Genomic DNA, 24,189 nt, shown 5'->3' with positions numbered 1-24,189 from the left:
TTGGGGGCCGAAATGGCTGAGCTGAAGAATATTGAGGTGCGCGGCGCGCGCGAGCACAATCTCAAAAATATCGACGTGGATATCCCGCGCGATCAGCTGGTGGTGATCACTGGCCTGTCCGGTTCCGGCAAGTCGTCACTTGCGTTTGACACCATCTATGCCGAAGGGCAGCGCCGCTATGTCGAAAGCCTTTCGGCCTATGCGCGCCAGTTCCTGGATATGATGGAAAAGCCGGATGTGGATCACATAAGCGGCCTTTCCCCGGCAATCTCGATTGAACAAAAGACCACATCGAAAAACCCACGCTCGACCGTTGGCACGGTGACCGAGATTTATGACTATCTGCGCCTGCTTTTTGCGCGCGCGGGAACACCTTTCAGCCCTGCAACCGGATTGCCGATCGAGGCACAGCAGGTTCAGGACATGGTCGACAGAATCATGGCAATGGAGGAGGGGACGCGGGGTTACCTTCTGGCTCCAATCGTGCGCGACCGTAAAGGCGAATACAAAAAGGAATTCCTTGAGCTCCGCAAACAGGGGTTCCAGCGGGTCAAGGTTGATGGCGAGTTTTATGAACTGGACGAGCCGCCTGTGCTGGATAAGAAATTCCGGCATGACATTGACGTTGTTGTTGATCGTCTTGTCGTGCGCGAAGGCATGGAAACCCGGCTGGCCGACAGTTTGCGTACCGCACTGGATCTGGCGGATGGCATTGCGATTCTGGAGACCGCACCACGTGAAGGCGAAGCAGAGCGGCTTACATTCTCAGAGAACTTTGCCTGTCCGGTCAGTGGGTTCACGATTCCAGAGATCGAACCGCGTCTGTTTTCGTTCAATGCTCCGTTTGGGGCATGCCCGGATTGCGACGGGCTGGGCGTTGAGTTGTTTTTTGACGAACGCCTCGTGGTGCCGGACCAGACCCTAAAAGTATATGATGGCGCTTTGGCCCCTTGGCGCAAAGGCAAGTCGCCGTACTTCCTTCAGACCATCGAAGCGATTGCCCGGCACTATGAGTTCGACAAGAACACGGCGTGGAAAAACCTGCCGGAGAAAGTGCAGCAGGTGTTCCTGTACGGGTCCGGGGATGAGGAAATCCAGTTCCGGTATGACGAGGGCGGCAGGGTTTATCAGGTGACCCGTACGTTTGAAGGCGTCATCCCGAATATGGAACGTCGTTACCGTGAGACGGACAGCGCCTGGATTCGTGAAGAGTTCGAAAGGTATCAGAATAACCGCCCCTGCGGCACATGCCGGGGTCACCGCCTGAGAGAAGAGGCGCTGGCCGTCAAGATTGCAGGGATGCACGCCGGTAACGTGGTGCAAATGTCCATTCGTGAGGCGTTGAGCTGGATCGAAGATGCGCCAAACCACCTGAGCGCGCAAAAGAACGAGATCGCGCGTGCCATCCTCAAGGAGATACGCGAACGACTGGGATTCCTGAATAACGTTGGATTGGAATACCTTACGCTGTCCCGGTCCAGCGGGACCCTTTCAGGTGGCGAAAGCCAGCGTATTCGTCTGGCAAGTCAGATCGGTTCAGGTCTGACCGGCGTTCTTTATGTGTTGGACGAGCCTTCGATCGGATTGCACCAGCGCGACAATGACCGACTGCTGGGAACGCTTAAGAACCTGCGTGATCAGGGCAATACCGTGATCGTGGTCGAGCATGACGAGGAAGCCATCCGCGAGGCGGATTATGTGTTCGACATCGGGCCGGGGGCAGGGGTGCACGGTGGCGAGGTCGTCAGTCACGGAACGCCCGATCATATTGCATCGGACACCTCGTCGATCACCGGGCAATACTTGTCCGGAACACGTGAGATTGCAGTGCCCGCAACCCGGCGAAAGGGGAATGGCAAGAAGGTGTCGGTGGTCAAAGCCACGGGCAACAACCTCAAGAATGTCACGGCAGACTTCCCTCTGGGCAAGTTCGTATGTGTTACTGGCGTGTCCGGTGGTGGAAAATCCACGCTGACCATCGAGACGTTGTTCAAGACTGCTTCGATGCGCCTGAATGGAGCGCGTCAGACGCCTGCACCCTGTGAGACGATCAAGGGGCTGGAGCATCTGGATAAGGTCATTGATATCGACCAACGACCGATTGGACGAACACCCCGATCGAACCCAGCCACATATACCGGGGCGTTTACCCCGATCCGGGACTGGTTTGCAGGACTGCCAGAGGCCAAGGCGCGCGGCTATAAGCCGGGCCGATTCAGTTTCAACGTCAAAGGCGGACGATGCGAAGCCTGTCAGGGGGACGGTGTCATCAAGATCGAGATGCACTTTTTGCCCGATGTCTATGTGACCTGCGAAACCTGCAAGGGTGCGCGTTACAACCGCGAGACCCTCGAGATCAAGTTCAAGGGAAAATCCATCGCCGATGTTTTGGATATGACAGTCGAGGATGCGCAGGAGTTCTTTAAGGCGGTGCCGTCCATCAGGGACAAAATGGATGCGCTGGCACGCGTCGGACTTGGGTATATCAAGGTGGGCCAACAGGCGACGACGCTGTCGGGCGGTGAAGCGCAAAGGGTGAAGCTGTCAAAGGAACTCAGCAAGCGGTCTACGGGGCGCACGCTGTATATTCTGGACGAGCCGACCACGGGGCTGCATTTTGAAGATGTGCGCAAGCTGTTGGAAGTGTTGCACGAACTGGTCGAGCAAGGGAACACGGTTGTCGTGATCGAACACAATCTGGATGTTGTCAAAACGGCGGATCATATCATTGATATCGGCCCCGAAGGTGGCGACGGAGGAGGGCAGATTGTAGCTGAAGGCACGCCTGAGGATGTCGCCGAGTGTACACACAGCCATACCGGTCACTATCTAAAGTCGATGTTGAATCCGGAGCGCGTAGCTGCGGAATAGTGACAGCTTTCCAGTTCGTGACATATCGGAAATTCACGCTATGGCACGGTCTGGATTTCAGCTTCCTCAGTTGAGGATATCCGCCACTGCGCCTATGAGGTTCAGAACCTTGTGCGTGTCGCTGTCAACACTGTAGACGTAGTCCCCGGCCCGCACGTAATACCCGTCGCGGCGCAACCCGTACCGATAGGGATCATTGATCCAGACATAATCCCGCGTGATATAGTCACCAACCCGGTAGCGCTGTTTCACCTGTCCGGGCGGAACACATGGAACAGCCTTTTTCGCGAGGCCCGGCGGGCAATGATAGGCTTGCTTGCCGACGGTACTATAGCCCGGTGAGACGCGCTCCACTTTCAGGCTGTTCTTGTTTTTGCCTTTTCCCTTACCATTCCCGTTACCTGCCCAACTGGCAGCCGGACCAAGGGCAAGAACAACAACCATCAAAGTACGGACCAACGTCTTCATATTCCCGTGCTCCTTTGCATCGAAGGATTACGCAGGTTTAGTGCGTATCCACAAAGGAAAGATAGGGCGCCGGGCAGCGGTTTTCGACCAGCAGGCAAGAAACCGCCAGAGCGACCGCGTTAGCTGCGACCGCGTTTTTCGAACCTTGGCAGCATGGCGCTGAAATCCATACCTTGTCCGTCTTCCTGCTCGACGAAAGTTTCGTACAGCGTGGTTGCTGCTTGACCCATCGGTGTGTCCGCATCGGCGCTTTCGGCTGCCTGTTGGCTGAGGCGCAAATCCTTGAGCATCAGTTCTGCGGCAAATCCCGGCAAATATTCATTGTCGGCCGGGCTTTGTGGTCCGACGCCCGGAGCGGGGCAATATGCATTCATGGTCCAGCTGTAGCCGGAAGAGGTTGAGACGACATCGAACATTTTCTGCCGGTCAAGGCCCAGTTTGTCAGCCAGCGCGAATGCTTCGCATGTGGCGATCATGGTTACGCCAAGGATCATGTTGTTGCAGATTTTGGCAGCCTGACCCGCACCCGACTCGCCGCAATGAACTGCCTTTTGACCCATGATGTCGAAAAGCGGTGTGGCCTTGGCGAATGCGTCGTCTGAGCCACCGGCCATAAAGGTCAGTGTACCCGCCGCGGCGCCTCCGATGCCGCCGGAAACCGGGGCATCCACGGCAAGTAATCCGGCGGAAGTGGCCTGGTCGGCGACAGCTCGCGCGCTTTCAACGTCCACCGTAGAACAATCGACAAATGCGGCGCCCTGAATCATTGCGGGGATGATTTCGTTGGCGACTGAGCGGAGGATGCGGCCATTAGGTAGCATCGTAACTACAACGTCAGCGCCCGTCGCTGCGCCTGCCGCAGTTTCAGCCATCGCGACGCCGTCGACCGAGATATCCGCCATGTCAAAACCGATGACTTCGTGGCCCGCTTTCGCGAGGTTGGCCGCCATTGGCGCACCCATGTTGCCAAGGCCAATGAAACCTATCTTCATCTCTCAATCCTCCTCGAATGTCAGGGCATCTTTGCCAAGAGGTTGCAGCATTTTGGAAACGGCCACGCCGGGCACGTCCATATCGGCGTATTGCCAATCAGGGTTGCGGTCTTTGTCAATGATCTGAGCGCGGATTCCTTCCAGAAAATCCCCGTGTTCCATCGCACGGTGCGTAAACCGGTACTCAAGTTCCAGAGATTTGCGGATGGTCAGCGATGGCGTGCGCAGGCGATGAAGCATTTCGGCGGTGCAGGCCATGGATATAGGTGAGTTTCGGTTTAGCGCTTTAAGCGCGTTCTGAGCGAATTCACTTTGATCGTTTTGCAGAGAATTCAGAATATCGCCAAGTGTTTCACCAGAGAAATGTTTGTCTATCATCGCCTGTTCGTCCCGGAGTTTGCCCGGGTCGGCTTTTTGCGCGTGGGATTCGATATGGCTCGCGTCACCCGATGCCTCAAGCATTGCAATCAGGGAGCCCCAATTCTCCTGCGGGATGTAGTGATCTGCGAAGCCCGCAAAAATGGCGTCATCGGGACCCATTCGGCCTGCCGTCATTCCAAGATATTCGCCGCTGCGTCCGGGCGCGAGCGCCAGCATAAGTGTTCCGCCAACATCCGGGATAAGACCAATTCCGCATTCGGGCATCGCGATTTTTGAGCTTTCCCCGACGACCCGGTGCGTCCCATGGCAGCCGATACCGACGCCGCCGCCCATCGTGAAGCCTTGAAGAAAACTGACCACTGGCTTGGGATACTCAAAGATCATCGCATTCATACGATATTCATCGCGCCAGAAAGTGCGGCCGTACTCAAAGTCGCCGTTGGTGCCTGTCTCGTACAATTCGGCAATATCGCCGCCCGCACAGAACGCCTTTTCGCCTTCGGCGTCCAGCACGATCAGATCGATGTCGTCATCCTCGCGCCAATTGCGCATTGCGGTGTCGATCGCCATGCACATGTCATAGCTCATCGCGTTCAGAGCATGTGGCCGGGTCAGCGTGATGCGACCGGCGCGACCGGCAACGCGGATATCAATGTCAGCCATGATGTCCTCAGCGGTTGGCAAGCATGTTGCGCGAAACGATCACTCGCATGATCTCGTTGGTGCCTTCAAGGATTTGATGCACGCGCAGATCGCGGACCAGCTTTTCAATCCCGTAATCGGCGAGATAGCCGTATCCGCCATGAAGTTGAAGGCACTGATCGACAACCTTCGATCCGGTTTCCGTCACAAATTTCTTGGCCATGGCGCAGAATTTTGTCGCGTCTGGCGTACCCTGATCCAGTTTCCAGGCGGCTTGGCGCAGGAATGTGCGCGCCGCCTGCATTTCGATTTCCATATCGGCAAGACGGAACTGAAGGGCCTGAAACTGGTCGATGGATTTTCCGAAAGCCTTACGCTCGGACATGTATTGCAGTGTCATGTCCAGCCCGGCCTGCGCAGCACCCAATGAACATGAAGCGATGTTCAGACGCCCACCATCGAGGCCCATCATGGCGTACTTAAACCCGTCTCCTTCTACACCGACAAGATTTCCGGATGGAATCTTGCAGTCGTCGAACTGAACCTGAGCGGTGGGTTGGCTTTTCCATCCCATTTTCTGCTCAAGCCCTCCAAAGCTGAGGCCGGGCGTGCCGTCCTCGACATAGACCGTCGAAATGCCTTTGGGGCCATCTTCGCCCGTGCGCACCATACAGACATAGGCATCGGAATATCCACCGCCAGAGATAAACGCCTTGGTTCCGTTCAGCGTGTATCCTTCATTGGTGCGTTCTGCACGGGTTTTCAGGGCCGCTGCATCGGAACCAGATCCGGGTTCGGTCAGGCAATAGCTGAGAACCGTATTCAGGCTCAGCACATCCGCCATGATGCGGGATTTCAGGTCATTATCGGCGAAATTGTCCAGCATTTTCGCGCACATGTTGTGGATGGATAGAAACGCCGCGACTGAGGGGCAGGCCATCGAAAGGGCCTCGAACACCAGAGTTGCGTCCAGCCGGGACAGACCGGACCCACCGCCTTCTTCGGACACATACAGACCGCCAAACCCAAGTTCCCCCACCTTCGGCCACAGATCCTTGGGGATTGTTCCTTCGGCTTCCCACTGACGGGCGAAAGGCGCGATGTTTTCCTGCCCAAATGCATAGGCCATGTCGAATATGGCTGTCTGTTCCTCGGTCAGCGCGAAATCCATGGCCTCTCTCCCTTGCAGCGTATGAATTGAACGATTGTTTATTTCCCAATCCTTACAGAAATTTTGCAGCGGCAGCAATCGGACAGCCTCTTACCAAAGGGGTGTTTTGGTGTTTGCCGAGGTCTGACGTATATTTTTGAGGAATTTTGTTGAGGAGAATTGGTATGTCGCATTTCAAAATGGCAGTTGTGATTATTCATGGCATGGGCAGTCAATTTACAGGAACGCCCCTGCCATCGTCTGCCGTGACATTTTCCCGCGATCTTCACAAACAGGTCGGGCGGTTTGTTGGGCCGGATCTGAACCGTGTTGCGTGGCGTGAAATCGTCTGGGCTCATGTTCTGCAACCGCGTCAGAACCGTTATCTGCGGAAAATAAAACGGCGAACCGGTTATGATGACGTTCGGGAGTTCGTGGTTCACAATTTGTCGGACGCGGCTTCGTATCGCAAAACACAGGATGGAAGCGACAAAACCTACGAGGCCATTCATGCCGAGATCGACCGAGTGATGGAGGATGTTAAAACGCAGGTAGGCGATCGTGCGCCGGTGCTGTTGCTGGCCCATTCCCTTGGTGGGCATATCATGTCGAATTACATCTACGATCTGCAAAGCCACCTTCGGCACACTGGGCAAACCCTGCACAATACGCCCGTCCGAAATATGCAGACAGTTGCGGGGATCATGACCTTTGGCTGCAATATTCCGATTTTTCTTTTTGCCTACCCGCAAAACCAGATCAAACCGATTGACCCGCCGAATTCCGAACTGCCGCATGCGCTAAAGTCCAGGACGTGGTGGTACAACTTTTTCGACAAGCACGACGTGCTGGGTTATCCGCTGCGTGATTGCGCACCGGCCTATGATCAACTGGAAGCAAATAACGAACTTCGTGACGTATCGATAAATTCCGGAAACATCTTTACGTCGTGGAATCCGCTTTCGCACAATGGGTACTGGAAGGATCCGGATTTTTATGAACCGGTCGGCCGCAAGATCAAAAACATGTTGCGTGTGATCTGAGCCCGATCACAGATCCATATGAAATTCCTCGATAAGATGTTTCACCACGGCTTTGCCGGGGTCTTCACCATTTGCGACGGCTTCGGCGTGTACGCGGCGCTGGCGGGTGGCCGAAGTGCCGTTATTTGCGATCTGCCGCAGGCGCGCAAGCTCTGTCATAGTGCCCAGCGCCTCGGCATCTTCAGCCAGCATTCCCATGAGTTCGTCCATCAGTTCCGACATCGGTTTGATCGAACGGTCTCCGAAATCAATCAGACCCTCGCCGACACCATAGCGCTGCGCACGCCACCGGTTTTCACCAATCAGGAAGCGGTCATAAGAACGCCAGCGCAGATTGCGGGCCTTCAGGCGGCAGAGCATCCGCGTAAGCGCCTGAACCATCGCGGCAAGCGACAGGGTGTGTTCCAGCCGGGGCTGGACATCCATGATCCGTGTCTCAAGCGTGGGAAATTGGTGCGACGGGCGCAGATCCCACCAGATTTTGGTCGTGTCTTCGATTACGCCCAATTCGACAAGTATGCCCGTTGTGCGTTCGTATTCGGCCCAACTTGTGAATACCGGTGGCAGGCCGGTTCGCGGAAGATTGTCGAAAACCGTCAGCCTGTACGAAGAAAGCCCCGTATCCTCGCCATTCCAGTAAGGCGAGGAGGTAGACAAGGCCAGAAGGTGCGGCAGGAAATAGCACAATTGGGGCACTAGATCAGCGCGCAGGGATTTGTCCTCGACACCTACGTGAACGTGCATCCCGCAAATCAGCATCCGACGTGCGACGCCGCCCAATGCGTGCTGCAGTGCGTCATACCGTTCCTTGCGGGTGTGATGCTGATCTTTCCAGTTGGCAAAAGGATGACAGGACACAGCAATCGGGGCCAGATTGTATTCGGAGGCGCGTCTTGAGACGCAGGAACGCAATCGCTTCAGGTCTTCGCGAGCGCCTTTTATCGTGGAATGTGGGCGGGTTCCCACCTCGATCTGGCATTGCAGGAACTCCGGGCTGACCTGACCTTCAAAGTCATTCTGACATGCTTGCATCAGGCCCTCGGGCGCCTCGGACAATTGAAGGGAAACCTTGTCGACAAGCAGGTATTCCTCTTCGATTCCCAGGGTGAAGTCCTTTTGCATCTTCCGCCTCCCGTCTGGAATTTGAACCAGTGAATACGGAATTTTTCTTTTTGCCAAGGGTTTGCGGTACAGATGCTTGCAGTTGCGGGGCAAGCGGCGGTAAGGACCAGATGCAATCGTCGCAATGGAGCCGTCGCGTGAAACCCAGGAAATTTCCACGTACAAATGCCTTTCTCGATCGGTTTGGCGTCAAGTTGATCGACCGAGTTACAGAGCGGGATGAGCACCAACGGTTGAGCGCCTTTGAGCGGGCAGGGGGATTGACCCGCCCGGCCTATGCTTTGTCGCCCGGGATGGACGGTTTCGATCTTGGTCAACTGGTCGAGGAATATCAGGTTCACGCCGGGGCGCTCTCGGCCCTCAAGGATCCTCAACGAAATCAGACCGGGTACCGCGTAAACAATGGCTACTACGACAGCCCCGATGCTGATGCGCTGTATCTGGTGATCCGGCGGTTCAGGCCGCAACGTGTGATCGAGGTCGGTTGCGGGAACTCTACACGGGTCACGCGGCAGGCGGTGATTGATGGCGGTCTTGAAACCCGCATCACCGCAGTAGACCCGTTTCCGCGCGCAGACATCGCGCACGTTGTCGATCAGTTTGAACAGAAGCGGCTGGAAGAGGTTGATCCCGCCCTTTTTGATCAGCTGGAGGCGGGGGATGTTCTGTTTATCGACTCCAGCCACGTTGTGCGGATGAGCAACGATGTGGCGCACCTGTTCTGCCGCATCATTCCTTCACTCAAGCCCGGCGTTGTCATCCACGTCCACGATGTGTTTCTGCCTTACGAATATCCCAAGCGTTTCTTCTATGATTGCCCGGGATGGGGGGAACAGTATGTGCTTCACGCGATGCTGCAATCGGGTGATTATGAAATGTTGTGGCCCGGGTACTATTTGCAGCAAGACCGCCCCGACGCGATGGAAGCGCTGCCGTTCCTGAAAGAAGGGCGGGCGCAGAGTATCTGGGTTCAGAGAAAGTAAAATCGCACCCAAAGTGATCCGGATATCCGGTCATGCCGTACCTCTCTGCATAACAAGCACCAGAGGAGATCACTGAAATGTTTCGTCGTACGTTTATCGGGGCCGCCGCTGCAATGGCCCTTGCACTGCCACTGAAGGCTCAGGCAAATCAGGATATTGTTGATACAGCCGTTTCAGCAGGCTCGTTCAATACACTTGTCGCAGCGGTTCAGGCGGCCGGACTGGTCGACACCCTGAAGGGTAAGGGGCCGTACACGGTTTTCGCTCCTACGGACGAGGCTTTTGCTGCATTGCCGGAAGGCACTGTTGAGACATTGTTGCTGCCCGAGAACAAGGATCAACTGGTATCCATTTTGACTTACCATGTGGTGCCGGCAAAAATCATGTCCGGGGATATTGCTGGCAAGCGCGCCAAGGTTTTGACTGTTCAGGGCGAACGGCTCAGCGTTAATGCGCGTAACGGCGTCAAGGTGGACAATGCCGATGTCGTGCAAGCAGACATCGTCGCAAGCAACGGTGTAATTCACGTTGTCGACAAAGTGCTGTTGCCTGAATAATTCAAAGTAACCAATGAAAAGCCCCGGTCCTGTGTCAGGCCGGGGCTTTTGCGTTCAGACCAGTCGGACCTGAGTTCCGATCTGTACCAGATCGTACAGTTCCTCGACATGTTGATTATAAAGACCGATGCAGCCGGATGAGCTCTGGCGGCCAATCTTGCGCGTATCATGAGTTCCGTGAACCAGATAGGCAGGCCAGGTCAGATACATTGCGCGTGTGCCAAGCGGATTGTTGGTCTCTCCGCCTTCGACACGGACCGGAAGCGACGGATCGCGTTCCCGCATTGCCGCTGTTGGCGTCCAGCTGGGGTTTTCACGTTTGCGAACAACTTCGGTGTAGCCGCGCTTGGTCAACTCTTCGCTCTGGGGTACCGAGCTTGGATACAGCCTATAGGTTCCGTCAGCGCCCCAATAATGCACTGCACGGCTGGTTATATCGGCGAGCAAACATCCGACCCCCAACTTGTCAAAGTGATCCTGCCAGTTTTGTTGCGAAAAGGACGAAACGTTCCTCCGCACCGGTAGTTGAGTGCCGATTGCATCCTCGCTTTCGGGAAAGGCATCCAGACTTTGCGCGCGGACAAGCGCGGGTGTTGCCAGTGTTGATGCGACGCCCAGCAATGCGGCGCGACGGGTCATGCGGGACTGGGACAAGGGTGCCTCCGGTAATTCTGCTCAATTTGCAATTTTGGCAGCATAACTAAGCACGTTGCCCGGTTTTTTCCAGCCCTCACTGACTGAACTTATTGTGAGGCGGCTTTTGCAGTCTTCTATTCGGCAAAAGCCCGCTTAAAAAAAATCCCGGCCGCTAGGCCGGGATTTGATCGAATTGTTTGAACCGTTGGAACTACGGTCAGTCCATGGCCTTGAAGTTAAACTCGCCACCTTCTTTGATGCCCGAGGGCCAACGCGAGGTGACTGTTTTGGTGCGAGTGTAGAACTTGAACGAATCCGGGCCGTGCTGGTTCAGGTCACCAAACATGGATTTCTTCCAGCCGCCAAAGGTGTGATAGGCCAGCGGAACCGGGATCGGTACGTTGATGCCGACCATGCCGATGTTCACACGGCTGGCGAAATCGCGGGCTGTGTCGCCGTCACGGGTGAAAATCGCGGTGCCGTTGCCATATTCATGGTCCATGGCCAGTTTCAGCGCCTCTTCGTACGAACCGGCGCGAACAGTCGACAGGACGGGGCCAAAGATCTCCTGTTTGTAGATATCCATCTCTGGCGTCACATTGTCGAACAGGTGCGGGCCGACAAAAAAGCCGTCCTCATAGCCCTGAAGCGAGAAGTCACGGTTATCCACGACCAGCTTCGCGCCTTGTTCCACACCGGAATTGATCAGACCCAGAATGCGCTCTTTGGCGGCGGCGGTAACTACGGGGCCCATGTCCACATCGTCGCCTGCTGTGTAGGGGCCGACCTTCAGCTTTTCGACGCGGGGGATCAGTTTCTCGATCAGTGCATCTGCGGTTTCCTCGCCCACCGGAACGGCGACGGAAATCGCCATGCAGCGTTCGCCTGCCGCGCCAAAGCCAGCGCCGACCAGCGCGTCGGCAGCCTGATCCAAATCGGCATCCGGCATCACGATCATGTGGTTTTTTGCGCCGCCAAAGCACTGTGCACGCTTTCCGTTCGCAGTGGCGCGGGCGTAAATGTACTGCGCAATCGGGGTCGAACCCACGAAAGACACGCCCTGAATGATGTCGCTGTCGAGCAGAGTGTCCACAGCTTCTTTATCGCCGTTCACGACTTGGAACACACCCTTGGGCAGACCTGCCTCAACAAACAGTTCCGCCAGCATCAGCGGGACAGAGGGGTCACGTTCGGACGGTTTCAGAACCACTGCGTTACCGCAAGCCAGGGCAGGCCCGACATGCCAAAGCGGCATCATGGCGGGGAAGTTGAACGGCATGATCGACGCGACAACGCCCAGCGGCTGGCGCATCGAATACATGTCGATACCTGGGCCTGCGCTGTCGGTGAACTCACCTTTCAGCATCTGCGGTGCGCCGATGCAGTATTCAACCACTTCCAGACCGCGCTGCAGATCGCCCTTGGCATCAGGCAGGGTCTTGCCGTGCTCGCGGCTGAGTGCTTCGGCCAGCTTGTCCATGTCGCGGTTCATCAGGCCAACCATTGCCATCATGACGCGCGCGCGTTTCTGGGGGTTTGTTGCGCCCCACGCCAGTTGCGCCGCAGCGGCCTGTTCGATCGCGGCCGTGGTTTCGGCAGCGCTGGCCATCGGGCATTTGTACTGCACCTCGCCAGTCGCAGGGTTAAAGACATCGGCGACACGGCCGGACGTACCGGCGACATTCTCGCCATTGATGAAGTGGGACAGTTCCTGCATCTCAATCTCCTCCGGTAAATTTGTGCGCACCATAGGCTTGCAGAAATCCCCTGAACAGAGGCAATGTTCCAAAAGTGTTTTGCAAAAATGCAAGGATGCAAGAGTGGAACCCAACTGGGATGATATGCGGGTGTTTCTGGCTGTCGCGCGTGAAGAGAGCCTTTCTGCAGCGGGTCGGTTGCTGAAGATGGACCCCGCAACCGTCGGTCGGCGGATCGGGCGCCTTGAGTCAGCCCTGGATGCGCCGCTTTTTGTCAAATCACAGCAAGGATATGTACTGACCCCGGCCGGTGAACGTTTGCTGGAACACGGAATGCAGGCCGAAGAGGCCATGCGTGCCGCCGCCGGAGCGATGGAGGGGCCGACAAAGTCTCTTAGCGGCCAGATCCGGATCGGAGCACCGGACGGAAGTGCAAATTATTTGCTGCCGCAGGTGTGTGCAAAAATCAGCGAGGCAAACCCTGATCTGGATATTCAGATTCTGGCGCTGCCCCGCATTATCAACCTGTCCCGGCGCGAGGCGGACATGGCCGTGACAGTCAGCGCCCCGACAGCCGGGAAATTGCTGGTTCAGAAAATAAGCGATTACAAACTGCATATGGTGGCGACGCAGGACTATCTGGACCGTCATTCTGAAATAACATCCCTTGCGGACCTCAAGGGTCACTGCATGATTGGATACATTCCGGATATGATCTTTGATCGCGAGCTTGATTATCTCAATGACATTGGAATTGACCGTGTCGCTCTTGCATCGAATTCGGTCTCCGTTCAGTTGCGGCAGGTGTCACATGGATCAGGGGTATGCGTGGCCCACGACTTTACCCTGCCGTTCCATCCGAAACTGCGGAAAATACTGACGGATCAAGTCAGTCTGACGCGTAGTTTTTATCTGGTGCGCCATCAGGGGGACCAGCGCAACGAACGGTTGAACCGTTTCGCGAATGCGCTGACAAGAGGTATCCGCGATGAAGTGGCGCGGCTTGAGGCCGAGGCTTCACCTTGACAGGCTGCCACAATCGGGCAACGCTTTGGAAAACGTAAAATAATTTCGGAGGTGTTGTATATGCTTGTTCAGGCCATTCTGAAGTCCAAGGGGGCTGTGGGCGTGGTATCGGTAAGCCCGTCGGCAAGCGTTTCCGAAGCAGCTAAAATACTGGCAGAGAAACGGATCGGTACGGTTGTTGTCTCAGAAGATGGGGGTGAGACGGCAGTTGGAATTTTGTCCGAGCGTGACATCGTTCGAGAGCTGGCGGCAAGTGGCGGAGATTGCCTGTCACAGCCTGTCAGCGCCTATATGACGAAAGAACTGGTTACGACGACCCGTCAGGCTACGGTTCAGGACATTATGGCGCAAATGACCCAGGGGCGGTTTCGCCACATGCCGATTGTAGAAGAAGGCAAGCTTGTCGGCATCGTGACGCTGGGGGACGTCGTTAAGGCGCAACTCACTGAACTTGCAATGGAAAAGGATGCCTTGCAGGGCATGATCATGGGCCACTGATTTCGGTCTGGCCTTTCCCGCCTCTTGCACCTGCGGCAAAGATGTGTTTGCTTGCGCAGAAATATTGTTGCGCAGGAGTGCACCATGCGGGTTGGATTGTATCCGGGAACCTTCGATCCAATTACATTGGGTCACATCGACATCATCCGTCGTGCTACCGCCTTGGTGGACAAGTTGGTGATCGGGGTGGCCATCAATCGCGACAAGGGGCCACTTTTCCGGCTGGAAGAGCGAGTGGCAATGATCGAGGCGGAATGCGCCCGGCTGACGGAACAAACCGGTACCGAGATTGTGGCCCATCCGTTCGAAAATCTGCTGATTGACTGTGCTCATGACGTGGGTGCGCAGCTTATCGTGCGCGGTTTGCGCGCGGTTGCCGATTTCGAGTACGAATTCCAGATGGTCGGCATGAACCGCGCGCTGGATGATACCGTGGAAACGGTGTTCCTGATGGCCGAGGCGCGGCATCAGGCCATCGCCTCGAAACTGGTCAAGGAAATCGCCCGTCTAGGCGGGGACGTGTCCAAATTCGTCACGCCGCGCGTGAACACTGCTTTGCTGGAAAGACTGGGATAAACCTCCCATCGCTGCGGCGGTGTCCAGCATCCGGTTGGAAAACCCCCATTCGTTGTCGTACCAGGCAAGGACGCGCACCAGCGTCCCATCTGTCACGGTGGTTTCCGGCAGCGAAACGGTTGAACTGTGCGGGTCGTGGTTGAAATCCACCGAGACCAAAGGCCGACTTTCCGCGGCAAGAACGCCCGGTATCTTATCGGCTGCACTGGAAAGCAGAGCATTCACCTCATCGACGCTTGTCTTCCGGGACACTTCGACAACAAGGTCCACAACTGAAACGTTGGGCGTCGGTACCCGTATTGCCTGGCCGTTCAATTTTCCGGCCAATTGAGGCAGCACAAGGCCAACTGCGGCAGCCGCGCCCGTGGTGCTGGGGATCATCGAAAGGGCTGCGGCCCTCGAACGGTAGGGGTCTTTGGTTGCGGTGTCGTGAACAGGTTGACTGACGGTATAGGCATGGACGGTCGTCATCGAGCCGTGTCTGATCCCAAGGGCTGCATCAAGCGCCGCAGCAACCGGTGCCAGGCAATTTGTGGTGCAGGACGCGTTTGAAACGATCTTATGATCTGAGGTCAACTCGTGATCGTTAACGCCGAATACGACCGTTTTTACGTGTGTTGTCCCGCGGGCGGGGGCGGATATCAGAACCTTGCCCGAGCCATTTTTTAGGTGCCGGGCAGCGTCTTCGTAGGTGCGGAACGCGCCGGTACATTCCAGCACGACATCGACATCCGACCAGTCCAGGTCTTCGGGGTTTCGATGGCTGCTCAGCCGGATGGGCCCGGCACCAACATCAATCTGGCTTTGTGTAAATGTCACCGGTGCGCGATAGCGGCCATGCACACTGTCGAACTCGAACAGATGGGCGTTCATCTCAGGCGGGGACAGGTCGTTAATGGCGACGACTTCGATATCCTTGCGACCGCGTTCCATAGCCGCACGCAGCACACCGCGCCCGATCCGTCCAAAGCCGTTGATTGCCAGCCTGAGTGTCATTAGCGCAGCCTTTCTTTTGCAGTTCAGTGAAAAGTTAGCGCTAACATCGCGATTGCTGAAAAAATGTCAACAGGCATTGTTTGTCAGCGCCAAAAAGCGAGCCAATCCAAAAATTCGTAGAATTTTTTTCCAAGGAAAAGCAGATGCTCTGTGCCGTAAAGTGCGTAGTCGAGCATCACGGCCCCCAGAATCAGAACAGCAAGCCAGATTGCGAGTTGATTGGTCATGTCTATCCCGAAGCACAAAAAAGCCCGCCCAGATAACCTGAGCGGGCTTTGTCTCTCAAGGGGTTAGGCAGAATTCAGCCTAGTTTTCCCATGGCGACCGCGACGTCTGCCATGCGGACGGAGAAACCCCATTCGTTGTCATACCAGGCCAGAACCCGTACCATACGGTCCTCGACGACGCGGGTCTGATCCGGTGCAAAAATCGAGCTTTCATTGGTGTGGTTGAAATCGGTCGACACCAGGGGGGCGGGCTCGTATCCCAGAACACCCTTCATCTTTCCTTCGGCTGCGTTTTTCACAGCTGCATTTACTTCCTCTGCGCTGACGTCACGGCCCGCGCGGAAGGTCAGGTCAACGGCCGAAACATTCGGGGTAGGGACCCGGATCGCAGATCCGTCGAGGCGGCCCTTGAGGCGCGGCAGCACTTCTCCCAGCGCTTTGGCAGCACCGGTGCTTGTGGGAATCATCGACATCGCTGCAGCGCGGGCGCGGTACAGATCCTTGTGGCGGCGGTCCAGAGTTGGCTGGTCGCCGGTATAGGCATGGATCGTGGTCATGATGCCATGTTCGATTCCAAACGCGTCGTCCAGAACTTTGGCCAAAGGCGCAAGGCAGTTGGTGGTGCAGGAACCGTTCGAGATCATCTTGTCGCCCGCTTCAAGCTGATCGTCGTTCACGCCGAAGACAATCGTCTTGTCCACGTTCTTGCCCGGAGCAGACAGCAGAACCTTCTTTGCGCCGCGATCCAGATGGGCCTTGGCCTTTTCACCATCATTGAACTTGCCGGTGCATTCCAGAACGACATCACAGCCGTCCCAATCCAGTTCGCCCATGTCATAGGTCGAGAACATCTGCATATCGCCACGACCCAGGTTCATGGTTCCGTCGCCGATGGTCACTTCACCTGGGAAGCGGCCATGAACACTGTCGTATTTGATCAGGTGGGCAGCAGTATCCAGAGGACCGGTGGCGTTAACCTTGATCACTTCGATATCGTCGCGCCCCGAGGCTGCGATGTGGGACAGGGTACAGCGGCCGATACGGCCAAATCCGTTGATGCCAACCTTGATGGTCATTATGCGACTCCAAAAGACGTGAAACTTGCAGGCCGTATAGACCCGGCCTGATGGCTCAGAAAGGGGAAAATCGTCCTAAAATGAATATGGTAGCGCAAACTTTCGACGATTGCGCTAACGCTTGCGCTAAGCGTCGGATCGTTTAGGTTCCTGTTGCGGCAGGATGAGCGAAAAGGAACGCGGATGAGTGGTCTTCTGGCTTTGTTGGATGATGTAGCGGGCATCGCAAAGGTTGCGGCATCCTCGATCGATGATGTGGCAGCGGCAGCTGGCAAAGCCGGGGCAAAGACCGCAGGTGTGATCATCGACGATGCAGCCGTCACGCCGAAATACGTTCAGGGATTCGCCCCCGCGCGGGAGTTGCCGATTATCTGGCGCATCGCGCGCGGTTCGTTTTTCAACAAGCTGGTTCTGCTTTTGCCCGTCGCGATGCTGCTTGCGAACTTTGCGCCGTGGCTGATCACCCCGTTACTGATGATCGGCGGGGCGTATCTGTGTTTCGAGGGAGCCGAGAAGATTTTTCACGTTCTGTTTCCCCACGGCAGTCATGTGATCGAAGAGGACATGACCATCCGTGATCCCGGTCATCTAGAAGAACAAAAGGTCAGGGGGGCGATCAAGACAGATTTCATTCTTTCGGCCGAGATTATGACGATTGCCCTGGCGGCCATCGAAGCACCCAATGTCTGGATGCAGGCTGCAACACTGGCTGTTGTTGGGATCGGGGTCACCGTCGCCGTTTACGGATCAGTCGGAATTATCGTGAAAATGGACGATGTGGGTTTGTTTTTGGCCAAGAATGGAAAACTCGGCATTACGCAATCGCTGGGACGCGGGCTGGTCAAAGGAATGCCATATCTGCTGAAGCTGCTGTCCGTGGTCGGTACGGCAGCGATGCTTTGGGTTGGCGGATCGATCATCGTTCATGGGTTGGAGGTGTTAGGCTTTGGCTGGCTGGGCCACCACATTCACGACTGGGCTTACGCAGCTGGGCATGCCGTGTCTGAACAGTGGACCGGCGTTGTCGAGTGGATTGCCAAAGCAACGATGGACGGGATATTTGGCCTTGCGCTGGGGCTAATTTTGATACCGCTCGTGATCAATGTCATCGCGCCTGTTTGGAATAGCTTGGCCGGGACGAAAAAAGAGCACTGAGGCAAAAAACATTCGTGACGTGGGGTCGCAGTAGTTCGCGCTGAGCGGCAGGATATGATCGCCTGCGAAGTAAGTGGCGGAATGATCATGTCAGAACCAAATTTGTCCGATGTACTGGATGCAGTGGAGGCTCGTGAAGACGGCTTGGGCTATCCTGTTCCTGCGAACTGGATGCAAGGCCGGACAACCTATGGCGGGTTTTCATCAGCTTTGTTGCTTTCTGCTGCACGCGCGCAGGTGGACGACTTGCCACCATTGCGATCAGCATTGATCAACTTTACTGCGCCAATCGGCACGTCCCCTACGATCAAATCGGAAATCTTGCGGCAGGGTCGCAATGTCACGATCATCAGCGCGCGGGCCGAGATCGATGGGAATGCCGCAGCAGTTGGGACTTTTTCCTTTGGTGCGCCGCAAGACAGTCACGTGGCCTTCTCTTGCCCGCCAAAACCGGCCGAAGACCCGGAGCAGACTGAACACTATTTTCCGCCCGGATTGCCCCGGCCGCCTGTCGCTTTTTTGGGCAACTTCGACGTCAGGCTGATCGAAGGCGCGCGTCCATTCGAAGGTGCTGAGCGGGGTTACGTTCGTCTCTGGGCACGCCACCGGGATGAGAGGATGCACGGTACACTTGAAGGGTTGATTTCCATAGCCGATCTGCCGCCCCCGGCAATTTATCCAACTCTGAAAAAGCCCGGCGTGAACTCGTCAATGAATTGGATTTTCAACGTGTTGTCCGAGGATGTTCACACACGGGACGGCTGGTGGATGCTGGAACATGAACTGACCGCAGGCCACAACGGATACAGTTCTCAGGTCATGCGGGTTTGGAATACCCAAGGCGATCTTGTCGTTGATGGGATGCAATCGGTCATAATATTCGTATGACAAAAAAAGCCCCGGCGATGCCGGGGCTTTTTGATTCCGTAAAGCCGATATTAACCGAGCAGTTCCTTGACTTTGGCAACGGTCGCTTCGGCGGTGATGCCGAAATGCTTGTACAACTCATTTGCAGGGGCTGATGCGCCAAAGCTGGACATGCCGATGAAGCCTGCTTTGGCCTCCCGGCCACGCTCGCCCAGCAGCCAACGGTCCCAACCGCCAGCGCGAACTGCGGCTTCGATACCAACGCGAACTGCACCTGCGGGCAGGACGCGCTTGCGATAGGCTTCGTCTTGCTCGGCGAACAGTTCCATGCAGGGCATGGACACAACTCGGGTGCCGATTCCTTCGGCCTCAAGCATGGCTTTGGCTTCCATTGCTAGCGAGACCTCGGAGCCGGTGGCGATCAGGATGGCCTGACGTTTGCCTTCGGCCTCGGCCAGAACATAAGCGCCCTGAGCAGTCAGGTTTTTGGTCTTGTGCTGGGTCCGTACGGTCGGCACACCCTGGCGGGTCAGCGACAGGACCGAAGGGCTGTCCTTGAATGTCAGCGCCAGTTCCCACGATTCCGCAGTCTCAACGGAGTCTGCAGGGCGGAACACATAGGTGTTCGGCGTCGCGCGCGAGATGGCCAGATGCTCGACCGGCTGGTGGGTCGGGCCGTCTTCGCCCAGCCCGATCGAGTCGTGGGTCATGACGAACACCGAAGGCACCTTCATAAGCGCCGCCAGACGCATGGACGGACGGGCATAATCGGTGAAGGCCATGAAGGTCCCGCCATAGGGGCGGATGCCACCATGCAGCGCCATACCGTTCATTGCAGCAGCCATGCCGTGCTCGCGAATACCGTAGTGGATGTAGCGACCTTTGCGGTTTTCCGGCAGGAACACACCCATATCGGCGGATTTTGTGTTGTTCGACCCGGTCAGGTCAGCCGAACCGCCAACGGTCTCGGTCATGATCGGGTTCACGACGTTCAGAACCTTTTCGGACGACGCCCGGGTGGCCAGTTTTGGCTGATCTTCCGACATCTGCTTTTTGAATGCACGAATGGCACCGGCCAACTTCTTGGGCGCCTCAAACGCATAGGCGCGGTTGAACTCGGCCTGCTTGCGTTCGGACAGTTGCGCGAAACGCTCTTCCCATGCAGCGCGCTCGGCCGCGCCGCGGGAACCGATGGATTCCCATGCGTTTTTCACGTTTGTGGGAACTTCGAAAGCATCATGCGGCCAGCCATAGCCGTCTTTGGCATCCTTCAACTGCCCCTGATCGGTCAGCGCGCCATGGCCCTTCGAGGTGTCCTGAGCGGCGTGGCCCAGAGCAATGTGGCTTTCACAAGCGATCATGGTCGGCTTGTTCGACTTTTTCGCCTGAACGATGGCGGCGTCGATAGCCTTGGGATCATGTCCGTCAATCTCGATCACATGCCAGCCCGAGGCAGCAAAGCGGCGCACCTGATCGGTGCGGTCGGCGATATCAACGGTGCCGTCGATGGTGATGTTGTTGTTATCCCAGAATACGATCAGCTTGCTCAGCTCGTGACGACCTGCAAGCGTAATCGCCTCTTGGCTGACGCCTTCCATCAGACAGCCGTCGCCCGCGATCACGTAGGTGTAGTGATCGACGACTTTCTTGCCGTAGTGGGCGCGCTGGATTTCCTCGGCCATGGCGAAACCAACGGCGTTCGAGATACCTTGACCCAGCGGGCCAGTGGTGGTCTCGATCCCGTCGATCAGAAAGTTTTCGGGGTGGCCTGCGGTTTTTGCACCCAGTTGGCGGAAGTTCTTAATCTCTTCCAGTGTCACATCCGCGTGGCCGGTCAGATACAGCAGCGAGTATACCAGCATCGAGCCATGACCCGCAGACAGGATGAACCGGTCGCGGTCCGGCCAGTTCGGGGCCGAGGCGTCGAATTTCAGGTGTTTTTCAAACAACACGGTCGCAACATCGGCCATGCCCATCGGCATACCAGAATGGCCGGAATTGGCGGCAGCGACAGCATCAAGGGTCAGGGTGCGGATAGCCGCAGCCTTGTCCCAGTGTTCAGGGTTGGCATTGCGCAGCGCAGTCAGGTCCACGGGCGTTATTCCTTTGGATTACAGGCAGATTGCGCGCTCAATACCATCCACCCTCCAAAGTGCAAGTGGAACCCGGCGTGACAGGTCATGTGTGCTTCAAGAGTTGTGGCCAAGTGGTTGAAAGCAAAGAGGGGGGTATTTCCCGCAGCATTCCGCTAAACTACTGCTGATCGCAGCCAATTCCGATTCGGGGCGGCTGCGCAACAGAATGAACCTTGGTAAACAGGTGACAGGGGCATGAGTCAGATCGAGGAATTGCAGCGCCGGATTACTGCCGCGATGGAGCGGATCAGCGTCGGCGTGGATGTACTAAGCGAAAAATCCCCGGCTTCTGGTGGTGAAGATTCGGCATTGCGCGAAGCCTTGGACGAGGAAAAGCTTGCCAACGCGCAACTGGAAGAAAGGCTCAGGGCGCTGAAAGAGCGTCATGAAGCGGAAATCGACACGCTGCGCCAAGAGAACGCTACTAACGGGGACAGCGCAGCCTTGCGATCTGAGATCGAAGAGCTTCGCGCAAGTTCGGTTGACGCCAGTGTAGCGGAAGATTTGCGGTCGCAACTTGCGGAAGCGTCGTCAAAATTGGCAACGGTTGAAGCCGCGCGAGCGGAATTGGCGGCCGCCAAGACGGCGCTGGAAGACCAAAATGAGGCGTCCGCACTAAAGGTCGAAATCGAGGCGCTGCGCGATCAACTGGATGCGGTTGAGGATGTCGAACCCCTGAAGGCCGAACTGGAAACACTGCGGCAACAGGCAGGGAACACCGAAGAACTGGATCGGTTGCGTGCTGAAAACAACCGGCTGACATCGGAACTTGCAGACAGTGAACGTATTGAAGAACTGAGCGCAGAGCTGGAAATGCTGCGCGCGGAACGGGCCAGCCATGGAACGGCCATGTCTCGACTGGACGGGGATTTGCAGCGTTTGCGCAAGGCCAACGAACAATTGCGCACGTCTGTCGAAGAACTGCGTGCGGCAGCCGCCGACGGATTGTCCGATGCCAATTTGCTGAACCGGGCCACCGCTGCGGAACTGGAGGCCACCCGCGCGGCGCGCGCGACCGACGCGGCAGAAGCGCATGCTGTTCTGGCGCGGCTGGAGCCGTTGCTTGCCCGTGCCAACCTGACGGAAGGAGAGGTGGAGTGATGCCCGAAGTTACCATTCATATCGGCGGTCGTGGGTTCGAAGTCTCATGTCAGGAAGGCGAAGAAAGCTATCTGCATGCCGCAGCAAAATTGCTGGATGATGAGGCTCAGGTTCTGTCGGATCAGATCGGGCGCATGCCCGAAGCGCGCATGTTGCTGATGGCGGGGTTGATGCTTGCCGATAAATCCGCAGCGGCGGACGATCGGGTCAAGTCGGTTGAGGCAAAGCTGGCAGATATGGAGGCGGAACTGAACCGTCTTCGTAATGCGCCGCCGCCGGAACCGGAGCGAGTAGAAGTCGCCGTGGTTCCGCCTTCGGTGACAGACACGCTGGCGGAACTTGCCGCTCGGGCCGAGGCTCTGGCTTCGGTTGTTGAGGAGAAGTCAGGGAAATGAAGGCTTTGCGTAGTTTTGTCTGCGGCGTGTTGGTGATCGTTCCAGCGTCGGCGGCAATGGCGGAAATCGATATTCTGTCGGTGACATTCACCTGTGAAAACAACATTCCTCTGCCGGTGACTTATTTCAACTCATCCGACGGGTCCGGAGCGGCAGCGATGCTGGTGGATAATTCGCTTGTGCCCATGCGTCAGGAGGCGAGTGGGTCTGGTATCCGCTATGAGTCCATCGGCTCGAGCGGAAAATACATCCTGCGCTCCAAGGGCTGGAACGCGACCGTCAGCTATCTGGCGACAGGGGATGCCGCCAGCGAGCAGGTTATTCTTAAGGATTGTGTCAGCCGGTAACAGCTGATCAGGCGTTCGCTTCGCGGATTTTGTCGGCGGCTTCCTTGTTGTAGCCGACGCCGTTTTCGTCAAACAGAGTGTCCAATTCGCCTGACAGTGTCATCTCGGTGATGATGTCGCATCCACCGACAAATTCGCCTTTGACAAACAGTTGCGGTACGGTCGGCCAGTCAGAATAGTCTTTGATGCCCTGACGAACATCCTCATCAGCAAGAACGTTCACGTCCGTATAGTCGACCCCCATGTAGTTCAGTACACCGGCCACGCGCGAGGAGAATCCACATTGCGGCATCTCCTTGGTGCCTTTCATGTACAGCACCACGTCATTGGCTTTGACGGTCTCGTCGATCTGGGTCTTAACGTCGGTCATTTTGCTCTTCCTTTTCGCCATTCTCTGCGGCGGATGTTCCATTTTCAGATGAGCCTGGTACCCATCCTTCTTCTTCCAGCCTGCGGTGTTCGGCTTGTGCCAAAGTCACCGGATCAAGCCCGTGTCTGTCTATGCCCGCAATCTTGCTGATGTCGTCCGGATCGGGGCGCATGTCCGCAAGATTCCGTTTTCTGTTTCGCTTCACATAGGCCTCGATCAGCGCAGCGGCAACTATCAATCCCGCTATTCCGCCAATCCAGATCAGGCCGTTGTTCATTTTCCTGGCACCATTGCTTTGGAGTATTGGTGTGGATCGCCCTGTACGAAAATAGCCGAAGCTCGGTCGCTATCTCTGGCTAAGTGGTTTGTTGAGACAACGATGGCATTTTGATCAGGTATGGCTCCGCGCCCAGTTCGAGGCCGAAAAATGCCAAATGATGAACGGATAGTCAGTGCGCTTCCGACAGATATCAACAGCGCGAAACCGGTGTATGCCCAAGTGGCAAACGTCATTCAGGCACTTTTGTGGTCAATGCCAGCGCGTGAAGTTCACCATCGGGGCCGTCCATCTTGCCCTTCAGCGCGGCATATACGGCACGCTGCTGCTGAACGCGATTTTTCCCGCGAAAGCTCTCGTCCACCACCATTGCAGACATGTGAACGCCATCGTTGCCACCCACCTGAATTTCCGCGTCAGGAAAGGCTTCGCGCAGCAGGTGTTCGATTTCATAGGCGCTCATCGGCATGTAGGTAACTCCTGAAGGTCTTTATCAAGATGTAGAGCGATGCGCAGGGCCGCGCAAGGTGTGGCGGAGGGTCCGATCCGGTAAAACCTGCGCTTGCGGACAAGCGCAGGAATTTCCGTATTTGGAACGAGA

26 protein-coding genes are annotated in these 24,189 nt (G+C 56.4%); 12 read left to right on the top strand and 14 right to left on the bottom strand.

Going from position 1 to position 24,189, the window contains the following annotated elements; genetic code table 11:
* Window positions 1-12 precede the first annotated feature (12 nt).
* Window positions 13-2,871, top strand: a complete 2,859-nt coding sequence (uvrA, locus tag ACR0NW_RS06745) for an excinuclease ABC subunit UvrA (RefSeq protein WP_480449731.1) — start codon at window positions 13-15, stop codon at window positions 2,869-2,871.
* Between the two features lie 66 nt (window positions 2,872-2,937).
* Here the strand turns inward: uvrA and ACR0NW_RS06740 are convergent, their stop codons facing one another.
* The 4 genes from ACR0NW_RS06740 to ACR0NW_RS06725 form a co-directional block, all read right to left on the bottom strand.
* Window positions 2,938-3,339 (bottom strand): hypothetical protein, encoded by a 402-nt coding sequence (locus ACR0NW_RS06740; RefSeq protein ID WP_480449730.1) that lies wholly within the window; start codon window positions 3,337-3,339, stop codon window positions 2,938-2,940.
* 119 nt (window positions 3,340-3,458) lie between these two features.
* Complete coding sequence (mmsB, locus tag ACR0NW_RS06735) at window positions 3,459-4,331, bottom strand: 3-hydroxyisobutyrate dehydrogenase (protein WP_480449729.1); 873 nt, start codon at window positions 4,329-4,331, stop codon at window positions 3,459-3,461.
* A 3-nt stretch (window positions 4,332-4,334) separates the two neighbouring features.
* On the bottom strand, window positions 4,335-5,375 hold the full coding sequence (locus tag ACR0NW_RS06730; protein WP_480449728.1) for an enoyl-CoA hydratase/isomerase family protein: 1,041 nt from the start codon (window positions 5,373-5,375) through the stop codon (window positions 4,335-4,337).
* Window positions 5,376-5,382: 7 nt separating this feature from the next.
* Window positions 5,383-6,525: an acyl-CoA dehydrogenase family protein gene (locus tag ACR0NW_RS06725; protein WP_480449727.1), complete on the bottom strand. Its 1,143-nt coding sequence runs from the start codon at window positions 6,523-6,525 to the stop codon at window positions 5,383-5,385.
* A gap of 164 nt (window positions 6,526-6,689) precedes the next feature.
* Between ACR0NW_RS06725 and ACR0NW_RS06720 the strand changes: the two genes are divergently transcribed.
* Window positions 6,690-7,547, top strand: a complete 858-nt coding sequence (locus ACR0NW_RS06720) for a hypothetical protein (protein WP_480449726.1) — start codon at window positions 6,690-6,692, stop codon at window positions 7,545-7,547.
* 6 nt (window positions 7,548-7,553) lie between these two features.
* Here ACR0NW_RS06720 and ACR0NW_RS06715 read toward each other — a convergent pair whose 3' ends face one another.
* Window positions 7,554-8,669, bottom strand: a complete 1,116-nt coding sequence (locus tag ACR0NW_RS06715; protein WP_480449725.1) for a carboxylate-amine ligase — start codon at window positions 8,667-8,669, stop codon at window positions 7,554-7,556.
* A 137-nt stretch (window positions 8,670-8,806) separates the two neighbouring features.
* Here ACR0NW_RS06715 and ACR0NW_RS06710 point away from each other — a divergent pair, with 137 nt between their 5' ends.
* Window positions 8,807-9,652 (top strand): class I SAM-dependent methyltransferase, encoded by an 846-nt coding sequence (locus tag ACR0NW_RS06710; RefSeq protein WP_480449724.1) that lies wholly within the window; start codon window positions 8,807-8,809, stop codon window positions 9,650-9,652.
* 77 nt (window positions 9,653-9,729) lie between these two features.
* Window positions 9,730-10,209, top strand: coding sequence for a fasciclin domain-containing protein (locus ACR0NW_RS06705; protein WP_170652355.1), 480 nt, complete (start codon window positions 9,730-9,732; stop codon window positions 10,207-10,209).
* 54 nt (window positions 10,210-10,263) lie between these two features.
* Here the strand turns inward: ACR0NW_RS06705 and ACR0NW_RS06700 are convergent, their stop codons facing one another.
* Together ACR0NW_RS06700 and ACR0NW_RS06695 are read right to left on the bottom strand one after the other, a co-directional pair.
* Window positions 10,264-10,848 (bottom strand): L,D-transpeptidase, encoded by a 585-nt coding sequence (locus tag ACR0NW_RS06700; RefSeq protein WP_480450162.1) that lies wholly within the window; start codon window positions 10,846-10,848, stop codon window positions 10,264-10,266.
* 214 nt (window positions 10,849-11,062) lie between these two features.
* Window positions 11,063-12,562: a CoA-acylating methylmalonate-semialdehyde dehydrogenase gene (locus ACR0NW_RS06695; RefSeq protein WP_170652357.1), complete on the bottom strand. Its 1,500-nt coding sequence runs from the start codon at window positions 12,560-12,562 to the stop codon at window positions 11,063-11,065.
* 103 nt (window positions 12,563-12,665) lie between these two features.
* On the opposite strand from ACR0NW_RS06695, the gene ACR0NW_RS06690 reads away from it, so the two are divergent.
* The 3 genes from ACR0NW_RS06690 to coaD all read left to right on the top strand — a co-directional run bounded on the left by ACR0NW_RS06690 (window position 12,666) and on the right by coaD (window position 14,642).
* Window positions 12,666-13,568: a LysR family transcriptional regulator gene (locus tag ACR0NW_RS06690; RefSeq protein WP_480449723.1), complete on the top strand. Its 903-nt coding sequence runs from the start codon at window positions 12,666-12,668 to the stop codon at window positions 13,566-13,568.
* A gap of 60 nt (window positions 13,569-13,628) precedes the next feature.
* Window positions 13,629-14,066: a CBS domain-containing protein gene (locus ACR0NW_RS06685; protein WP_480449722.1), complete on the top strand. Its 438-nt coding sequence runs from the start codon at window positions 13,629-13,631 to the stop codon at window positions 14,064-14,066.
* Between the two features lie 84 nt (window positions 14,067-14,150).
* A complete protein-coding gene (gene coaD / locus ACR0NW_RS06680; RefSeq protein WP_170652361.1) occupies window positions 14,151-14,642 on the top strand; it encodes a pantetheine-phosphate adenylyltransferase in 492 nt (163 codons plus the stop codon).
* Here the strand turns inward: coaD and gap (ACR0NW_RS06675) are convergent.
* The 3 genes from gap (ACR0NW_RS06675) to gap (ACR0NW_RS06665) all read right to left on the bottom strand — a co-directional run bounded on the left by gap (ACR0NW_RS06675) (window position 14,574) and on the right by gap (ACR0NW_RS06665) (window position 16,941).
* Window positions 14,574-15,638: a type I glyceraldehyde-3-phosphate dehydrogenase gene (gene gap / locus ACR0NW_RS06675; protein WP_480449721.1), complete on the bottom strand. Its 1,065-nt coding sequence runs from the start codon at window positions 15,636-15,638 to the stop codon at window positions 14,574-14,576. The two genes, coaD and gap (ACR0NW_RS06675), sit on opposite strands and share 69 nt — an antisense overlap.
* Before the next feature lie 83 nt (window positions 15,639-15,721).
* A complete protein-coding gene (locus tag ACR0NW_RS06670; protein WP_170652365.1) occupies window positions 15,722-15,865 on the bottom strand; it encodes a hypothetical protein in 144 nt (47 codons plus the stop codon).
* A 74-nt stretch (window positions 15,866-15,939) separates the two neighbouring features.
* On the bottom strand, window positions 15,940-16,941 hold the full coding sequence (gene gap, locus ACR0NW_RS06665) for a type I glyceraldehyde-3-phosphate dehydrogenase (RefSeq protein WP_480449720.1): 1,002 nt from the start codon (window positions 16,939-16,941) through the stop codon (window positions 15,940-15,942).
* Between the two features lie 183 nt (window positions 16,942-17,124).
* On the opposite strand from gap (ACR0NW_RS06665), the gene ACR0NW_RS06660 reads away from it, so the two are divergent.
* A complete protein-coding gene (locus ACR0NW_RS06660; RefSeq protein ID WP_480449719.1) occupies window positions 17,125-18,096 on the top strand; it encodes a DUF808 domain-containing protein in 972 nt (323 codons plus the stop codon).
* Window positions 18,097-18,183: 87 nt separating this feature from the next.
* Complete coding sequence (locus tag ACR0NW_RS06655; RefSeq protein WP_480449718.1) at window positions 18,184-18,984, top strand: thioesterase family protein; 801 nt, start codon at window positions 18,184-18,186, stop codon at window positions 18,982-18,984.
* A gap of 50 nt (window positions 18,985-19,034) precedes the next feature.
* Here the strand turns inward: ACR0NW_RS06655 and tkt are convergent, their stop codons facing one another.
* Window positions 19,035-21,056, bottom strand: coding sequence for a transketolase (gene tkt, locus ACR0NW_RS06650; protein WP_480449717.1), 2,022 nt, complete (start codon window positions 21,054-21,056; stop codon window positions 19,035-19,037).
* Between the two features lie 237 nt (window positions 21,057-21,293).
* On the opposite strand from tkt, the gene ACR0NW_RS06645 reads away from it, so the two are divergent.
* From ACR0NW_RS06645 to ACR0NW_RS06635, 3 genes are read left to right on the top strand one after another with little or no spacing between them, the layout of a single operon-like run.
* Entirely contained in the window at window positions 21,294-22,199 is a 906-nt protein-coding gene (locus ACR0NW_RS06645) for a hypothetical protein (RefSeq protein WP_480449716.1), read from the top strand.
* Window positions 22,199-22,594, top strand: a complete 396-nt coding sequence (locus tag ACR0NW_RS06640) for a cell division protein ZapA (protein ID WP_480449715.1) — start codon at window positions 22,199-22,201, stop codon at window positions 22,592-22,594. The genes ACR0NW_RS06645 and ACR0NW_RS06640 overlap by 1 nt, the downstream gene beginning before the upstream one ends.
* On the top strand, window positions 22,591-22,941 hold the full coding sequence (locus tag ACR0NW_RS06635) for an MliC family protein (protein ID WP_480449714.1): 351 nt from the start codon (window positions 22,591-22,593) through the stop codon (window positions 22,939-22,941). Before ACR0NW_RS06640 ends, ACR0NW_RS06635 begins: the two co-directional genes overlap by 4 nt.
* 7 nt (window positions 22,942-22,948) lie before the next feature.
* Here the strand turns inward: ACR0NW_RS06635 and grxD are convergent, their stop codons facing one another.
* The 3 genes from grxD to ACR0NW_RS06620 all read right to left on the bottom strand — a co-directional run bounded on the left by grxD (window position 22,949) and on the right by ACR0NW_RS06620 (window position 24,057).
* A complete protein-coding gene (gene grxD / locus ACR0NW_RS06630; protein ID WP_170652380.1) occupies window positions 22,949-23,311 on the bottom strand; it encodes a Grx4 family monothiol glutaredoxin in 363 nt (120 codons plus the stop codon).
* On the bottom strand, window positions 23,298-23,588 hold the full coding sequence (locus tag ACR0NW_RS06625; protein WP_480449713.1) for a hypothetical protein: 291 nt from the start codon (window positions 23,586-23,588) through the stop codon (window positions 23,298-23,300). The genes grxD and ACR0NW_RS06625 overlap by 14 nt, the downstream gene beginning before the upstream one ends.
* 232 nt (window positions 23,589-23,820) lie before the next feature.
* Window positions 23,821-24,057 carry a BolA/IbaG family iron-sulfur metabolism protein gene (locus ACR0NW_RS06620; protein ID WP_170652384.1) on the bottom strand — a complete coding sequence of 79 codons (237 nt, stop codon included), beginning with the start codon at window positions 24,055-24,057 and terminating at the stop codon, window positions 23,821-23,823.
* Window positions 24,058-24,189: the final 132 nt, after the last annotated feature.

It is taken from the genome of Ruegeria sp. CF5 (genome assembly GCF_056537325.1).
This window is presented reverse-complemented; position numbering and strand designations above follow the sequence as displayed.

Coding starts and splice junctions, on each gene's coding strand:
- ACR0NW_RS06670 (WP_170652365.1), bottom strand. CDS start 15,865: ATGACCAATCAACTCGCAATCTGGCTTGCTGTTCTGATTCTGGGGGCC.
- gap (WP_480449721.1), bottom strand. CDS start 15,638: ATGACACTCAGGCTGGCAATCAACGGCTTTGGACGGATCGGGCGCGGT.
- ACR0NW_RS06655 (WP_480449718.1), top strand. CDS start 18,184: ATGTCAGAACCAAATTTGTCCGATGTACTGGATGCAGTGGAGGCTCGT.
- ACR0NW_RS06660 (WP_480449719.1), top strand. CDS start 17,125: ATGAGTGGTCTTCTGGCTTTGTTGGATGATGTAGCGGGCATCGCAAAG.
- ACR0NW_RS06645 (WP_480449716.1), top strand. CDS start 21,294: ATGAGTCAGATCGAGGAATTGCAGCGCCGGATTACTGCCGCGATGGAG.
- ACR0NW_RS06705 (WP_170652355.1), top strand. CDS start 9,730: ATGTTTCGTCGTACGTTTATCGGGGCCGCCGCTGCAATGGCCCTTGCA.
- grxD (WP_170652380.1), bottom strand. CDS start 23,311: ATGACCGACGTTAAGACCCAGATCGACGAGACCGTCAAAGCCAATGAC.
- ACR0NW_RS06685 (WP_480449722.1), top strand. CDS start 13,629: ATGCTTGTTCAGGCCATTCTGAAGTCCAAGGGGGCTGTGGGCGTGGTA.
- ACR0NW_RS06720 (WP_480449726.1), top strand. CDS start 6,690: ATGTCGCATTTCAAAATGGCAGTTGTGATTATTCATGGCATGGGCAGT.
- uvrA (WP_480449731.1), top strand. CDS start 13: ATGGCTGAGCTGAAGAATATTGAGGTGCGCGGCGCGCGCGAGCACAAT.
- gap (WP_480449720.1), bottom strand. CDS start 16,941: ATGACCATCAAGGTTGGCATCAACGGATTTGGCCGTATCGGCCGCTGT.
- ACR0NW_RS06620 (WP_170652384.1), bottom strand. CDS start 24,057: ATGCCGATGAGCGCCTATGAAATCGAACACCTGCTGCGCGAAGCCTTT.
- ACR0NW_RS06635 (WP_480449714.1), top strand. CDS start 22,591: ATGAAGGCTTTGCGTAGTTTTGTCTGCGGCGTGTTGGTGATCGTTCCA.
- ACR0NW_RS06740 (WP_480449730.1), bottom strand. CDS start 3,339: ATGAAGACGTTGGTCCGTACTTTGATGGTTGTTGTTCTTGCCCTTGGT.
- ACR0NW_RS06695 (WP_170652357.1), bottom strand. CDS start 12,562: ATGCAGGAACTGTCCCACTTCATCAATGGCGAGAATGTCGCCGGTACG.
- ACR0NW_RS06715 (WP_480449725.1), bottom strand. CDS start 8,669: ATGCAAAAGGACTTCACCCTGGGAATCGAAGAGGAATACCTGCTTGTC.
- ACR0NW_RS06725 (WP_480449727.1), bottom strand. CDS start 6,525: ATGGATTTCGCGCTGACCGAGGAACAGACAGCCATATTCGACATGGCC.
- coaD (WP_170652361.1), top strand. CDS start 14,151: ATGCGGGTTGGATTGTATCCGGGAACCTTCGATCCAATTACATTGGGT.
- ACR0NW_RS06700 (WP_480450162.1), bottom strand. CDS start 10,848: ATGACCCGTCGCGCCGCATTGCTGGGCGTCGCATCAACACTGGCAACA.
- mmsB (WP_480449729.1), bottom strand. CDS start 4,331: ATGAAGATAGGTTTCATTGGCCTTGGCAACATGGGTGCGCCAATGGCG.
- ACR0NW_RS06640 (WP_480449715.1), top strand. CDS start 22,199: ATGCCCGAAGTTACCATTCATATCGGCGGTCGTGGGTTCGAAGTCTCA.
- ACR0NW_RS06730 (WP_480449728.1), bottom strand. CDS start 5,375: ATGGCTGACATTGATATCCGCGTTGCCGGTCGCGCCGGTCGCATCACG.
- ACR0NW_RS06625 (WP_480449713.1), bottom strand. CDS start 23,588: ATGAACAACGGCCTGATCTGGATTGGCGGAATAGCGGGATTGATAGTT.